Source organism: Microvirga sp. KLBC 81, from assembly GCF_003075415.1.
In the GTDB taxonomy this organism is placed as follows: domain Bacteria; phylum Pseudomonadota; class Alphaproteobacteria; order Rhizobiales; family Beijerinckiaceae; genus Microvirga.
The window spans coordinates 56933-72029 of sequence record NZ_QDAH01000008.1; the positions used below are offsets into that span (position 1 = coordinate 56933).

At 59.6% G+C, this 15097-nt stretch carries 13 protein-coding genes; 2 read left to right on the plus strand and 11 right to left on the minus strand.

Annotation, left to right across the window (positions count from 1 at the left end; genetic code table 11):
* Positions 1-846: 846 nt before the first annotated feature.
* The 10 genes from DC522_RS08115 to DC522_RS08160 all read right to left on the minus strand — a co-directional run bounded on the left by DC522_RS08115 (position 847) and on the right by DC522_RS08160 (position 11450).
* On the minus strand, positions 847-1617 hold the full coding sequence (locus tag DC522_RS08115) for an SDR family NAD(P)-dependent oxidoreductase (protein ID WP_116528199.1): 771 nt from the start codon (positions 1615-1617) through the stop codon (positions 847-849).
* Positions 1618-1662: 45 nt separating this feature from the next.
* Positions 1663-3141, minus strand: a complete 1479-nt coding sequence (locus tag DC522_RS08120; protein ID WP_116528200.1) for an FAD-dependent oxidoreductase — start codon at positions 3139-3141, stop codon at positions 1663-1665.
* A gap of 24 nt (positions 3142-3165) precedes the next feature.
* A complete protein-coding gene (locus DC522_RS08125; RefSeq protein ID WP_116528201.1) occupies positions 3166-3624 on the minus strand; it encodes a nuclear transport factor 2 family protein in 459 nt (152 codons plus the stop codon).
* A gap of 99 nt (positions 3625-3723) precedes the next feature.
* Positions 3724-5202: an aldehyde dehydrogenase gene (locus DC522_RS08130; RefSeq protein ID WP_116528202.1), complete on the minus strand. Its 1479-nt coding sequence runs from the start codon at positions 5200-5202 to the stop codon at positions 3724-3726.
* Between the two features lie 54 nt (positions 5203-5256).
* Positions 5257-6393, minus strand: a complete 1137-nt coding sequence (locus DC522_RS08135) for a zinc-dependent alcohol dehydrogenase family protein (RefSeq protein WP_116528203.1) — start codon at positions 6391-6393, stop codon at positions 5257-5259.
* Between the two features lie 30 nt (positions 6394-6423).
* A complete protein-coding gene (locus tag DC522_RS08140; protein ID WP_116528204.1) occupies positions 6424-7239 on the minus strand; it encodes an N-acyl homoserine lactonase family protein in 816 nt (271 codons plus the stop codon).
* Positions 7240-7322: 83 nt separating this feature from the next.
* Positions 7323-8633: a TRAP transporter large permease gene (locus DC522_RS08145; protein ID WP_165820092.1), complete on the minus strand. Its 1311-nt coding sequence runs from the start codon at positions 8631-8633 to the stop codon at positions 7323-7325.
* Positions 8633-9130: a TRAP transporter small permease gene (locus tag DC522_RS08150; RefSeq protein WP_133239254.1), complete on the minus strand. Its 498-nt coding sequence runs from the start codon at positions 9128-9130 to the stop codon at positions 8633-8635. The genes DC522_RS08145 and DC522_RS08150 overlap by 1 nt, the downstream gene beginning before the upstream one ends.
* 113 nt (positions 9131-9243) lie before the next feature.
* Positions 9244-10284 (minus strand): C4-dicarboxylate TRAP transporter substrate-binding protein, encoded by a 1041-nt coding sequence (locus DC522_RS08155; protein WP_116528207.1) that lies wholly within the window; start codon positions 10282-10284, stop codon positions 9244-9246.
* A 275-nt stretch (positions 10285-10559) separates the two neighbouring features.
* The gene (locus DC522_RS08160) at positions 10560-11450 is read right to left on the minus strand and encodes an alpha/beta fold hydrolase (RefSeq protein ID WP_116528208.1); all 891 of its coding nucleotides are present in this window, start codon (positions 11448-11450) and stop codon (positions 10560-10562) included.
* Positions 11451-11577: 127 nt separating this feature from the next.
* Here DC522_RS08160 and DC522_RS08165 point away from each other — a divergent pair, with 127 nt between their 5' ends.
* Positions 11578-12588 carry an Ldh family oxidoreductase gene (locus tag DC522_RS08165; RefSeq protein ID WP_116528209.1) on the plus strand — a complete coding sequence of 337 codons (1011 nt, stop codon included), beginning with the start codon at positions 11578-11580 and terminating at the stop codon, positions 12586-12588.
* Between the two features lie 127 nt (positions 12589-12715).
* Positions 12716-13903 carry a 2-methylaconitate cis-trans isomerase PrpF family protein gene (locus DC522_RS08170; protein ID WP_116528210.1) on the plus strand — a complete coding sequence of 396 codons (1188 nt, stop codon included), beginning with the start codon at positions 12716-12718 and terminating at the stop codon, positions 13901-13903.
* Positions 13904-13999: 96 nt separating this feature from the next.
* Here the strand turns inward: DC522_RS08170 and DC522_RS08175 are convergent, their stop codons facing one another.
* Complete coding sequence (locus tag DC522_RS08175) at positions 14000-15094, minus strand: Ldh family oxidoreductase (RefSeq protein WP_116528211.1); 1095 nt, start codon at positions 15092-15094, stop codon at positions 14000-14002.
* Positions 15095-15097: the final 3 nt, after the last annotated feature.

A 15097-nucleotide genomic window follows, 5' to 3' on the forward strand; every position in this document is an offset into this window, starting at 1 on the left:
AACCAATCGAGAAACAGTCGACACCTATCCGCAAAGTAATATCTAAAACTCCCCTGACAGACCCACAGATCAGTCAACCCTCTCAGATGCGGTCGCTAGTTTCCGAGAGGGTAGCAAAGGGTCTAGCCCTGATCTTCTGCGCCTATCCTGGGCCTACTTCTGCCCCATCATAATTTGGAACGTCAGTAGGTGGCGGCTCAATAGGGCTTGGATAGCCGTACTGCGGAGGCGCTCGGCGCGACCAAGGCTCTGCGGTTGATACTTCGCCCGTAGGACCACAAATGCGATCGCGCCTCACAACCTCATCGCCATAGGTGTTGACCCGCCGTCTGACAACGGTTCGACACCTCTCGCTTTCAATCCCATGGGCAGGGTCTGAGTAGATGTTATGCTCATAGCTACGCTCAGTCCCGCCATAACGGTCATATTGATACTCACTGTATGAGACTTCGGTACCTGTGACGCAGCCGCCAAGCGAACTTGCAAGAGCTATCAAAGCGGCAGTGGAGCTTACTCGTTTGGACCAGCCCAACATGGGGAGCCTCCTGTGCTGACTGGCGACGCAGAAAGCATCGTCCAGCATGACAAGAAGGTTCCGGCGGTACGATTGAACCGTATCTGAACGGTTCGCTGGCCGTGGCAGATTAGGCATCTTGACCTGTGGATGGAGATAGGCGTCAAGAACCTTTATCGGGATAGCCGCTATCTCACCCTTCGAGCGTGCCGAGGCGCCTCAGCGGCCCTCTGAGAATTAACTGAGGCCGATCTCAACAAGCTGGGAGTGCTTCCGGATGAAACTTCCGTAGCAGGTCGCTTTAGTTTCGGCTTTGAGCAGGCAAGCCTCAATCAGCGGAATCCTCCCCCGCCACTGACATAGACCGTATCGGCTGTCATGAATTGACATGCATCCGAGCACAGGAAGAGGACCAGTTCACCGATTTCGTCCGCTTCGGCGTTCCTCTTCATCGGAATGTCGTTCATCAGCCGCTCGGCCATCTCCTTCGACGTTCCCGATGCGGCTTGAAAACCCGTGTTGACCGCTGCCGGCGAGATTGAAAGGCACCGGATCCCGCGATCCGCGAACTCGCGCGCCACGCCCATGGTCATCGTTACCACGGCGCCCTTTGCCGAGGCGTAATGGACCGATGTTCCCGGGCCGCCCCGCTTGTGCGCCATGCTAGCCACATTCACGATGGTACCGCCGCCATTCTCCAGCATGTGCGGAAGCACCTCCTGCATGCCGTAGAAAGTGCCTTTCACGTTCAGGTCAAAGCTTAGATCAAACAGCTCGTCGTCGATCTCAAGGAAGCCGCAGCGCTTCAATGCCGATCCGGCCGAGTTGAAGAGGAAGTGAATGCGCCCGAAGCGTTCCACGCCCGCTTGAACGAAGTTTCGGACGTCCGTGCGCCTGGTTACGTCGGTCTTGACGAAAATCGCCTCGCTTCCTTCGGCCTCGACAGCCCGCACGGTCTCAGCGCCGCCCGCATCATCGATATCGCCGCAAACGACCCGTGCGCCCTCGCGAGCGAAGATCACAGCCGCAGCCCGGCCGAGGCCACTTGCGGCTCCCGTTATCGCGATTGTCTTTCCTTTGAAATAGTTCGGTGTTCTCGCCATCTTGTTCTCTTGAAGAAGCTGTTTGTTGCCACTCCCGCCGCACGCTTACGGAAGGGCTTCAGGAATCGCCGCGCTTTGGGCTTTGCAGTTCTCAGCCGCGTGAATGCCCGCGATGCGACCATAGACGGCACCGCGCAATACCGAAGTGGCGCCCGTGTACCGGCCGTAGTAGATGCCCATGGTCTCGCCGGCTGCATACAGGCCGGGTATCGCACGCCCATCATGGTCAACGACCTGCGCCGAGGTGTTGCAGCGAAGTCCGCCGAATGTGAAGCAGTTGGCGGAGCTGATCGGCCATGCGCGGTAGGGCGGCCTCGCGATGGGACGGGCCCAGTTGGATTTGGGCGGCTGTAGGCCGCGGGTCGCAAGCCCATCCTTCTCCAGCGGCTTGAATTCGCCTGGCGCGGTCGCGGCGTTGAACTCGGCTACCGTTCGTTCCAGGCTGTCGGCAGACACGCCGATCTGCTCAGCGAGTTGAGCCAGCGTATCCGCCTGATAGGGTTTCTCGTCCGTTCTGACCGTCCGCTGCCAGTTCGGCACATCGTCGAGACCCGCGTCGGAGATTGCGTACGCGATACCGCCCGGCAGGCGATTGATGACCCGTGAGATGTTCTCGTAAATCGCGTCGACGGCGTCCGAGGCTTCGTCGATGAAGCGCCTGCCGTTCTGATCGACGAGAATGCCGTAGGGAAACATGAACACGATCGGCTCGGAAACGCCGGACCGCGGATCGATCGGCTCCGCGTGGTACTCGGTGAAGTCACCGCACGGTGCAGCGCCGACCGCCAGCCCCATCCGTATTCCTTCGCCCCTGTTGTAGTACCCGCCGCGCGCCACCGGCCGAACATAGCGCGACGCCGGGCCCAGATAACGGGCCTGCATCTCGGCGTTACCCTCGAAGCCGCCGCACGCAAGCACGACGGCTCCCATGAAGCGGTGATTGCGGCTCTCGCGCGATGTTGCACGCAAACCTACAATTCGACCGTCCTCGTTCTGAAGCAGTTCCTCCGCCGTCGTTTCGTAGAAGAACTCGACCCCGAGCTCGTCGGCTCCTTTTGCAAGTGCCTCCAGCAGTGCCCATCCGCCGCCGACCGGGCTGATGCGTGTCGTTGACTGCGTGATCAGGTAGCTCGCCATGTCCGAATAGGTGATGCCGAACTGCTTCATCCATTGCAGTGTCGGCCCTGCTTGCGCGGCAAGGGTCGCGATGATCTCGGGATCGGTGAACGACAGCGATTTTACAATGGACGGCCATTGTTCATAAGGGCCCGCCGTTTCCTGAACCAAGCTCGGATCGAGGTGGAAGCCCGAGTTCGCCATGAAGTGCTCCTCGAAGTCGTCCGACACCTCATTCTCGTTTTTCATCCGCAAGAATGCCTCGGTCCACCGCGTATTGCCGCCACGCTCTTCGAAAGGCGCGCGCTCAAGCACCGCGACCTTCGCGCCTGCTTGGGCTGCCGAGACCGCCGCTGACAGGCCGGCGATTCCGCAACCAGCAACAACGACATCATATGTCCGTATCATGGTGTCCTCTGTGATAAAGCTTGCTCACGCTTTCGTTTCCCAGCGGGTGAAGCCGAGCTGGGACGGATCAGGCCGCATGTCCGCGTTCGACTGGCGCTCTTGAAGGACCCAGCGGCCTTCCTCCTGGATCAGCTTGTCGGTATAGACGGTTTGCAGGTATAGTTTCGGGGCTTCCCCCTTGCTTACTCCTGCCAGCAGGAGATAAACGGAGCTGGAAACCGTTCCATCGCCGTTGCGTTCGACAAGCACTTGGTTGTTCCAGTGTCGTGTCTGGATTCCCTTGTCGCTCCAACGCTTGAAATGGTCCGATGCGAAGACCTCCAGTTCGGCCCGGCCATTGCACTCGCCAAACGTGGACGAGAGATACCGCCCATCCTTCGCATAGCATTGTGCCCAGCCGCGGCCATCGCCCGAGTCGATCGCCCTCGCGTAGCGTGCGTAGAGTTGCATGATTTCAAAATAGTCGTTGGCCGATATGTCCATTGGACGCCCTCCCGCGCCGCGTCGTTGTTCTGGCGTTTTTCCTTTCGCAGTGCCCGAACTGCGTCCGGGCACTGCCTTTTCGGGGTGAAGTGCTGGGAATCAGACCTTGATGGCGAACGGGTCGCGCTCCTCGTCCGAAAAGTCGATCATGACGTTCTTCGTCTGGAGGAACTCTTCCAACGCAATAACGCCGCGTTCCTTTCCATAGCCGGAGTCCTTGAACCCGCCGAATGGCGCCATGACCGATGCCGCACGATAGGTGTTCACCCAAACCGTTCCGGCATGGATCGCGCGGGACATGCGCAGCGCACGTGAAAGGTTCGTTGTCCAGACGCCTGATGCGAGACCGTACTTCGTGTCGTTTGCAATGCTGATTGCCTCTTCTTCCGTGTCGAACGGAATGATCGAGAGCACCGGACCGAACACCTCCTCTTGAGCTAGCGTCATGGAGTTGTGGACATCGGTGAATATCGTCGGCTCGATAAAGAAGCCTTTCGCGAGATTTTCGCCGGTCGCAGCCTTTCCTCCGCAGGTGAGGGTCGCGCCCTCTTTTACGGCGTTGTCGATCGAGCCGAGGATCCGCTTGAACTGGGGCTCATTGGCGGCAGTGCCCATTTCAGTGCTCTTGTCGAGCGGGTTGCCCAGCTTGATCTTTCTCGCCCGCTCGACAAGCCGTTCAGAGACCTGCTTATAGACGCCACGCTGTACGAGGAGTCGTGACCCGGCGATGCAGGTCTGCCCCGTTGCGGCAAAGATTCCAGCCAGTGCACCGACAACAGCCCGGTCGAGTTCGGCATCGTCGAAGATGATGTTCGGGGACTTGCCGCCCAGCTCCAGAGTCACCGGCACCAGGGCTCTTCCCGCATCGGATGCGATCTGCCGACCGACAGCCGGACTTCCGGTGAAACTTACGCGGTCGACGCGGCCGCTCGTCAGAAGTGCCTGGCCCGCACGGTAATCGCCCGTGACGACGTTAACGACACCCGGTGGAAATCCGGCTTCCTTGATGAAGTTAGCGAATTCGAGCGTGGTGACTGAAGCGTGCTCAGATGGCTTGATGACCACGCAGTTGCCTGCGGCGAGCGCCGGTGCAAGCTTGTTGGACAGAAGGCCCATCGGCGAATTCCACGCCGTAATGAGCACGGCGACTCCCACCGGCTCGCGACGGGTGAAGTCGAATACATTCCGCTGGTCGAGCGGAATGGTATCACCGAAGATCTTGTCGGCGCAGCCGGCGAAGAAACGGTACGCACGCGCCGCAAAGCCCATCTGGCTGTAGGTTTCACGGATCACCTTTCCGTTGTCGGTGGTTTCCATGATGGCCATGCGTTCGGCATTCGCATCCAGAATGTCGGCGAGCCTGTGAAGAAGCTTGGCGCGATCATAGCCGGAGGTCTTGCTCCAGACGGTGTCATAGGCATGACGCGCGGCGGCAATGGCATCAGCCACCTGGGCAGTGCTCGCCTGTGGGATCGATGCCCACTCTTCGCGCGTGTACGGATTGATGGCGGGGAAATACTCCTGGTTCTCGGTCCTCACCCGTTCGTTGTTGATGAAGAGATCATAAGTCGTAGCCATGGCCGTTGCCTTCCTGGGTCAAGATCTAAGCGTGGATGGAGCCTGATGACGTGTTCAGGCCGCGATTCTCGGCCGCAAGGTCTGACGAACGACCTTTCCGGCTGAGAGGAGATCGAATCCCTTGTTGAGGGTAGAAAAACTGACATCGCCGCTACGGAGTCGGTCGACGGGAAGGCGTCCCGCCAGATAAAGCTCCATGAACCGGGGGATATCGCGCTGCGGAACACAACTCCCCATGTAGCTGCCCTTGATGGTCCGCTCGTCAGACACCATCGGTGCATGCGCGTAGGCGACTGTCTTCGTCGGATTGGGCAGACCGGCGCTGATGGTCGTGCCGCCTCGGCCCGTGATGGCATAGGCGGTCTCCATTGCCGGGATCGAGCCCGCCATTTCGAAGGCGAAATCGACGCCTCCGTCGGTTAGATTGCGCACCTCGTCCACCGTCCTGTCCGTGCCGGCGAGGACGGCGTGAGTGGCGCCGAGCGATATGGCCAACTCCAGCTTCTCGGTGCTGAGGTCTACGGCAATGATCGGATAGGCTCCGGAGGCGACAAGGCCGATCAATGCGTTCAAACCGACACCTCCGAGCCCCACCACCGCCGCGCTATCACCCGGACGGACCCTGCCCGTGTTCATCACGGCGCCGACGCCCGTCACTACGGCACAACCGAACAGGGCTGCCACTTCCAACGGAACGCCCTTGTCGATCTTGACAAGCGAATTTTCCGCGACGACTGCATATTCCGCGAAGGTCGATAGTCCAGAGTAATGATGGATTTCGGCACCGTCGCACGAGATGCGCCGCGCCCCGGACTGGAGCGTTCCTTCCGCGCGCGCCTGCCAGGACCGTGTGCAGAGATTGGGGCGGCTGTTGGAGCAGTGGCGGCACTCGCCGCAACTGGCGACAAAGACAGCCACGACATGATCGCCAGGGCTGAACCGGCGCACACCTGCCCCGACTTCCCGCACGATGCCGGCCGCTTCGTGCCCCATCACAGTCGGAACCCTGCGCGGGCGCAGCCCCTCAATGGTCGACAGGTCGGAATGGCAGAGTCCGGCCGCCTCCACCTCGATCAGAACTTCGCCCTCGCCGGGAGGATCGAGCTTGACCTCCTGGATGCGGAGTGGGAGCGATCTTTCATAGGGTTGCGGCAATCCTTGCTCGAAGAGAACAGCAGCTTTCATCAGCATGGTACTTGCATCCTGTTGATCTTACGGTGGTCAGGCGGCAGCGGGATCGACATCAAGACGCACGACATCTCCCTCGAGACTGCTGGACATCGCGGGATAGCGCTTGAGAACCAGCGGATCGTGTCCTGGAATGACATGATCTGGGCTATCGGCAAGCGAGAGGCACATCTGGTAGCCACGCACCGTGTCCTGGAAATTGTAGAGCACTGGGAAAGGGTTGTTCTGCTGGAAGTTGACGTAGAAATGCGAGGCATCGGACGCCAGCACGACCCAGCCGCGCCGGGTGTAGACACGCACCACTTGCATGCCGGCAGAATGACCCCCGACCTCATGAATGCTGACGCCTGGCGCGATCTCGCTCGACTTCTCATGGAAGGTGACGCTACCTTCGAACAAGCGCTTCACGACCGTGCAGACGTCGTCGACCAGGAAAAAGTTATTTAGCGCAGGTATGCCCATGTCCTGGCTAGTGACATTGCGCATCTCGGCGACCTGCAGATGCACCTTGGCATTGACGAACTTGTCTATGTTGCCGGCATGGTCCCAGTGCATGTGAGTGATGACGACGTCCTCCACGCCCGCAGGATCGATTCCGATTGCCTTCAAGCCGTCAGTGGGGCAGCGGATAAACTCATGCCCGCGCTGCTTGCATTTCCAATCGCGCGATCCGGTGTCGACGACAATGATCCGCTGCTTATTGCGGATCACCCACACGAAGAAATCCATTGGCATGAGAGCATCATGCGCATCCTTGCCATGGCAGAACAGGCAGTTGTGGAACCGCATCCGATAGGGGCTCGTGGCGTAGCGTATCGCATAGATTTCATAAGGCTCTGGCGTGCTCATTGGCCCATCTTCCTTGTCTCGTTACTCTGCGGAAGTGATGTGCGCAGCCGGATCTGCGTCTTGTGAGCGGATCCGGCTGGTCATCAGCGCATCATGACGGTCGGTAGCCATAGGGTGATCTCCGGGTAGGCCAGCAGGAGGCCTAGCGTGATCAGCTCCAGGAAAACGAATGGAATTGCGCCCGTATAGACCTGTCTCGTGGTCACCTTTCCTCGTCCTGCCCCGGCAACCACGAAGAGGTTGAGCCCCACCGGCGGCGTAATGCAGGACAGCTCGATCAGTTTCACCATGATGATGGCGAACCAGATCGCGTCGTATCCGAGCCCGGTGACGATGGGATGCACCACCGGCACGGTCATGACCATCATGGAGATCGGGTCCATCAGCATGCCGAGCACGATGTAAAGCGCGACCAGAGCCATCAGCAGCACCCAGGCCGGCAGCCCGAGGTCCTGGATCACGCCCAATGTGTCACCGATGAAACCGGTAACCAGCAGCAGCCGGGAAAAGGCAAGACCGCCGATCACGATGAAGAACATCACCGCAGTGGTCGTGGCGGCCTCGGACATGCTGCTGGTGATCGTGTGTCGGCTCATGCGACCCGTCACCATGATGACGACGATGGCTCCGACTGCGCCGACCGCGCCAGCCGCCGAAGGAGACACCAGTCCGGAATAGATGCCGCCGACAACGATGAGTGCGATAAAGGCAATTGGCCAGACGGACTTCAGGCTTGCAATCCGCGTCTTGAGCGGAAAATGACGCTGTGTCGGCGGTGCCCAATCGGGCCAAATACGCACGAAGATAGCGATTCCCACGAGATAGACCAAGGCAGTGAGAATGCCTGGGACAATACCCGCGATCAGGATCTGTCCGATCGACTCGCTCGTGAGCACGCCGTAGAGCACCATGGTGATTGACGGCGGGATCATGGCCGCGAAGGTGCCGGCGGCCGCGATGCAGCCAGCCGAGGCTGCCTTATCATAGCCAAGCTTGATCATCTCGGGTAAGGCGATGCGCGTGAACAGCGCCGCACCGACGATTGTGGAGCCATTGACGGCGCCGAATGCCGCCGAGGCGCAGGTGGTCGCCATGTAGAGACCGCCCCTCACTCGGGCAAGCCACATGTCGGCCGAGCGATAGACGTCAGCAACGATACCGGACGATCCGGCAATCACGCCCATGGCCACGAACATCGGGACGGCCGCGAAGGTGTAGGAACTGGCAGTGGCGAAAGGCAGTGTACGGAAGGTGGTGAGCGTGAAGCCAGAGCCGGCGGTGAGATACATCCCCACTGCGGATGCGGTGATCATCGCGACCGCGACAGGCAGTCCGATGGCGATCATCAGGAGCATTCCGACGATACACAGGCAGGCGATTGTAAAAGGATCCATCAGTCTTGCTCCAGATGAACCGCTTCTGCGCTCGCAGCGCCGCGGTGCGACAGGGCATCTTTCGGCCAGAGGATCGTCCAAACGATCTGACGAGCGGTTTCGAGGACTGCGATGATCAAGCCAGCAGCCGACAGGAGCTTGGCGAGCCAAATGGGCACGGGCACGTAACCGGCGGATACCTCCGACGCCAACCATGCGGAGTGAGCACCATCGACGGCCTCAATCGCGAGCAACAGGAAAGACAAGAAGGTGAGTACGAGCGCGAAGAAGAAAGCGATGAGCTGCCACCGTGTGGAGAAACTATGAACGATGATGTCGACGACGACATGCTGGGCATGTCGCTGCGCATGCGGCAGCGCGAGAAAGATGGTCGTTGCCAACAAGGACTCGGTCAGCTCGACCGCGCCCATCAGCGGACTGTTCATGACGGCGCGGCCGAAAGTGTCGACGGTGCCGATAATAATGATGAGCGCGACGCAGATGCTGGCGATCACCATGGCAATGAAGCACAATCCACCAGATACGTGGTCGATCACGGCTGCTAGTCCCTGCGGCCTTGAAGCCGCAGGGACGATGTTGTGGTCAAGATGATGAGAGCCGGAGGCATTGCTCACTTGGCAGCCTCCATGACCTTGCGAGTGTCGGCGACCACGCTCTTGGCCTGCTCGCAGAGATTCTTGCTGCACATCGTTTCTTCCCAGGTCTTGAGCATGTCCGGGAAGGTTGCGTTAAGTTTGTCCTGCTCTTCGAAATGGATGACCTTGGCGCCGGCCTTTTCGGCGTCGGCCAGATGCTTCTTCTCAGCCACTTCGAAGTTCTCCTTCTCCCAAGCAACCGCAACGTCATAGGCCTCCTTGAAGATCTTCTTCAGGCTTTCCGGATAAGCCGCGAACTTTTCTGCATTGGCGAAGGACGAATAGGCGGCGATCGCACCGAAGTTGATGTCGCTCCAGTTCTTGGCGACCTCATAGAGCTTCAGGAAGCCCGAGTTTTCAATGGGATTGTAGCCACAGTCGAGACTGCCGCGCTGCAGGCCCTCGTAAATCTCGCCGAGCGGGACGTTGACCGGCACGGCGCCGATCTTCTGCATCACATAAGGAGGCCAGTCGCCGAAGGTGCGGATACGCTTGCCCTTCAGGTCCTCCATGGTCTTGATAGGCGTGGTGCACTGAAGCCTGTAGGGAGGAAGCCCGTGTATCAGGACGACCTTCAGCTTGTTCTTAGCCAGCTCGTCCTGGATCGCCTTGTTGTTCGCGATCTGATATTCCTGGATGTCCATCGCGAGCTTCGGATCCTGCCAAGTCATGGGCAAGCTGTTGATCAGGCCCATCATCGGCCACTGCGCTGGATAGTAGGTGGGCGGGAAACTGGCGAAATCGACCGCGCCGCTTGCGACAAGGTCCATCAATTCGCTTGGCCCGCCGAGAGCGCCGGACCAGAAGAACTGGATCTTGACCTTGCCGTTCGTACGCTTCTCGATTTCTTTGGCGAAGAGCTGTTCAGCCTGCGCTGACCCCCATGCTGGCGGTGCGAAATGCGCCCACCGCAGGTTCATCCTCTTGATATCGTCCTGCGCACTCGCGGTGCCAGAAAAGGCGACAGCGGTCATGGTCAGCGCGAATGCACCGGATACTAGTTTCGAAAGTTTCATTTCGTTCCTCCTGATCGTTATTTCGATGCCTGAAGCCGTCGCATATCTGCGTTGATGGCTGGCATCTCCAGCGTTCTGGCGCTTTTTTGATCTCGCTCTCTGGCGCCGGATGTCAGAGGAGCGAGTTCTCGATCAACCGCAGCCTGCTCCGAAGCGCAGCTGGGGCAGCCAATCAACGACAATCGCCGCTCGGAATCGTATCGTCGCATCGAAACGAGGCGCGAGAAACGCGCCGGCAAGATGCGCGGATGTCGCCATGTCCAGAGTGACGGCGTTCAATGTTGGACAGCTCCTTTGATCTGCGAGGGGCGATTGTCTGAAAGAAACGGGATAAGAATTTCTCCAAGCTCGCGGGCGCGTCCTTCAAGGGTGATGCCGTCACCATCCTCGTGCTCAATCTCTGCCAACTCCGAATTTCGGATCAGGGCGCATACCGCACCGCCTTGCCTGCCGATGAGCGCATCCTCTTCAGGTGTGACGATTTCCAGGACGAGCGTCTCGACGGGGATTGCGCGGAAACCTGAAGCGAGGTCGTAATCGAGGTTGGCGGAATAGAGCTTCGCTGATCCGTCTGCTGCTTGAAGTGTGTCAAGCACCTGCGCGTAGGCAAGAGCCTCTGCATGAGACGTGGGATCGCTGAGAATCCCAGGCTGCCACCATACCGATGATATGGTGCGGTAGGTCAGAGCCCATTTCTCGAGCTTGAGAGCTCGTGCATCGCGCATCTCGGCGATCTGGCGATAGGGCCTTACAAACTTGTCAATGGCCTTGTTGCGGGCGACCTGATCCGGGATGATGCTGTGACTTTGCCCAGCCAGCACGAGGCGCTTGACTTTGTCCGGGTGGCGTCCGGCGAGGGCCGTCGCTATCTTGTTTCCCGAATGATGTCCATAGACATGGGCTGCGCCTGCGCCGAGCGCAACGATGACCTCTGCGCAAAGATCAGCGAGGTCATCGATGGTGATGCCGTCCTCCGCGGGCGCGGAGTTTCCGAAGCCTGGAAGATCGATGGCAACGGCCCGGAAGCGATCGCTCAGCACGCCAACAAGATCCAGAAACATCCGCGATGAGCGGCCGGATTGATGGATCAGCAGGACGATATCGCCATCTCCACCGGCAGTGTAGTGGATTTGGCCGAACCGCGTTGAAAGGTATCCCCGTTCCAAGACAGCGCCTCCAGTCAACGTGACAACTGTAGACAGTTAATCGATTTACAGTCAACATATGTTTTCGGAAAAGGGCTGGCACCGCTCTGTCGCCTCTTTGCCGCATCGAGCCGATCAAGGACATCCTATGAAACTGACCGTTAGAGGGGCCTACGCTCTCGCTTTCCAGGCGATGAGGGCCGTGGGCCATTCGGAAGAAGACGCAGGAATCATTGCCGATCATCTGATCGATTGTGAACTGCGGGGGATCGGGTATGGAGGGCTTGCCAGGGCGCTGTCGGTCGTCGAGCGTATCCGAAAACGTCCCGAGGGTCGCCGCCCAATTTCCGTCGTCAGGGAAACCCCCGTCTCGGTGCTCCTCGATGGTGGCGATCAGGCAGGTTATCTCGTTGGATACCGCGCAACAGTGATGGGGATCGAGAAGGCGAAGGCAAATGGCATTGCCGTCGCGGGAATGCACAACACGTGGTATACGGGGATGTTCGCCTATTACATGGAGATGGCGACAAAGGAGGGGCTGGTCGGCATGGCGGCTGGCGCCTCTGATTGGCGGGTCGCCCCTGCCGGCAGCAATCAGGCGCGGTTCGGCACGAACCCTATTGCCTTCGGATTTCCCTCGTCAGGAGACCCGATCATCATTGATGCGGGCCTCTCGTCTGTGATGATCAGCGAGGCGACGCTGGCGAAGCGTCTTGGGCAGGAATTGGCTGATGGTGTCGCCTATGATGCCGATGGGTTCCCCACGAAGGATCCTGCAAAAGGACTCGAAGGGGCGTTCACCGTGTGGGGAGGGCACAAGGGCTCTGCCTTAGCCACCGCCGTTCAGATGTTCGGACTCCTATGCGGCAGTGCTCTCAAACCGGATCCTCTCTCCGATTGCGCCCTGTTCCTCATGTTCATGAGGCCGGATCTCCTCATTGAGGAAGACATTCTGCGCAGCCAGATTTCAGCCTATGCGGAAGCCGTTCGCTCCGCGCAGTCCATCGATGCACTTGATCCGCCGAGAATGCCCTTCGACCGCTCCGCAGACGAGCGTCGCCGTCGTCTCGCTGAGGATTCCATAGACGTTTCCGATCACGTTGTTCAGAGCCTTGAGGCTATCGTCACGGAATCGGAGCGTATGGACGCCGCAATTTGAAGCCTGTGGCTGCGTCTCCCTGATGACAAGGTCTAGGAAATCGAGGTTGACGGCGGCTACTAGAGCATCGGACGTGGAAGTGGATTTGCACTTTTAGGATTCATCCGATGCTTTTGGGAGGAAGAGAATGGATCGTGCAATCCGTTGTGTTCTCATGCGGGGTGGGACGAGCAAAGCCGTCATCCTCAAGGAGGCCGACCTGCCAGTGGATCCGGCCGAGAGAGACCGGACCATCCTGTCCATTTTCGGATCTCCGGACCGCCGTCAGATCAATGGGCTCGGCGGAGCCGATCCCTTGACGAGCAAGGTCGCGCTCATCGGTCCTCCACGGGCTGGCGTGCCCAGCGCTGCCGGCGCACATATCACCTACACATTCGGCCAGGTTGGAATCGCACATCCTGAAATCGATTGGCTCAGTCTTTGCGGCAACATATCGGCCGCGGTTGGCGCCTTTGCCATTTACGAGGGGTATGTCGAGCCGGCTTCACCGATCACGCAGGTCAGAGTCTACAATTCCAATCTCGACCGGATTCTCTCAATCGAGGTTCCGGTCAAGGACGGGCGCCCGATCGAGAAGGGTACTTATATCGTGCCAGGGGTTCCGGGATCCGGCGCCAGGATCGTGGTCGATTTCGCCCAGACGGCAGGGGCCACGACAGGTGCATTGCTGCCGACCGGAAACCCGATCGATTGCCTGGAGGTGGAAGGCTTCGGCAATCTTGCGGTCTCTCTCGTCGATATCGGCAACGCGCATGTCTTCGTGAGAGCGCGGGACCTCGGCCTCAAAGGCACTGAGACGGCGGCCGAGATCGATCGAGACACGGAGCTTGCAACGGTCCTTGAGCGAATCCGAGGCGCCGCCGCCGCCCGCATGGGCATGGTTTCGACTCCTCATCTGGCGCGCGAGGAGAGCCCGGCGACGCCTTTGCTCGCCATCATAAGCCCGCCGGCATATTATCGTGACGTAATAGGGGACAGGAACATCTCCGCTGGCGATGTCGATCTTGTCTCCCGACTCATGTTCATGCAGCAGATGCACAAGACCTACGCGGCGACGAGTACGGCCTGCACTGGTGTGGCGAGCCAGATTCCGGGATCGATCGTCCATGAGGCGACCCGGCCGGAGGCCCGCACGGCACTGCGCAACAGGCGTGAGGTGAGGATCGGACATCCGGCCGGCGTCATCGAGACGGAGGTCGAACTGGAGTACGCCAACGACACCTATTCGGTGCAGCGTGCGACAGTTGGCCGGACAGCCCGGCGGATCATGGAAGGATACGTCTTCGTGCCGGAAGCTGACGGGCAACTGGCTTGATCCGTTTAGGATTCGCGTCCAGAGGCTCAGTGCTCCCCCAATGATCCGTCCGGTTCCGCAGGAGAGGTGCTGAACCCGGTTTTCACGCCTATCATGTTATTGAAACGGCAGGGTGGAGGTCGTCAGAGGTTCGACGTGGACCGCCTGCGCTTCCTTCAGCAAAGGATCCAGATCAGCCCTGTGATAGGGAATGCCCGTCGCCAAACGTAGTTTCTCCTGTCGTGCCTCAGGCTCGCCCGGCATCAGGACCTCATCGAAACCTTCTGCGCGTGGAGTGGAATGAATGCGCTCGCCGAGCACATCCATGCGAGCCCGATATTCGTCGATGCCGATGAAGAGGTCCGGCCTCATGGCCAGGAAGAAGTGACCGACGTTCTGGGGCTTCTCGAAATTCTTGTATTGATCCTCCACGTCTCCTGCGAACGCAGCGCCTGATATGACGCCGCTGAGGATATCCATCAACATCGAGAGACCCGATCCCTTGGGACCTCCCATCGGCAGGACGACGCCCGCGAGCGCGCGCGCCGGATCGGTTGTCGGCCGGCCCTTTGCATCCAGGGCATAATCCGGTGGGATCGGCTGTCCCAGCCGGAGAGCCTTGCGGATCTTGCCGCGAGCCGCGACGCTCGGAGCCATATCCAGAATGAACGGGCCATGGTCACCGCCTGGGGCGCCGGCTCCGAACGGACTCGTTCCCAGCAACGCTTCACGACCACCCCATGGGGGCATGGACCGGGATGCATTTGTGAAGACCAGCGCGATGAACCCGGCCTCCACCGCCTGAAGGAGGTAGTTCGCGGCCATGCCGAAATGAGTGCTCCGCTTGACGGAGACCAGCCCAAGGCCTGTTGCCCGTGCGATCTCCATGGCCTCCTGCATCGCGCGTGTGGCCACCACGAAACCGAATCCGTTGTCACCGTCGAGATGAGACGCGACAGGAGAGACCCGTTTCGGCTGAAGCACGGGACGCGGATTGATCAGATTTCGTCGGACACGATCAAGATAACCTGGCAGTCGTGCAATGCCATGAGTATCGACACCGCGGAGATCAGATCTCACGAGACACTCCGCGACGATCCGGGCATCATCTGGAGGAACACCATTGCCGGCAATCAGCGCCGTGACGAAACGCCGAACGTCCTCGGCTCTCGCATAAACTGTTCCTTCATGGGCTGACATATCGCTTGGCATGTT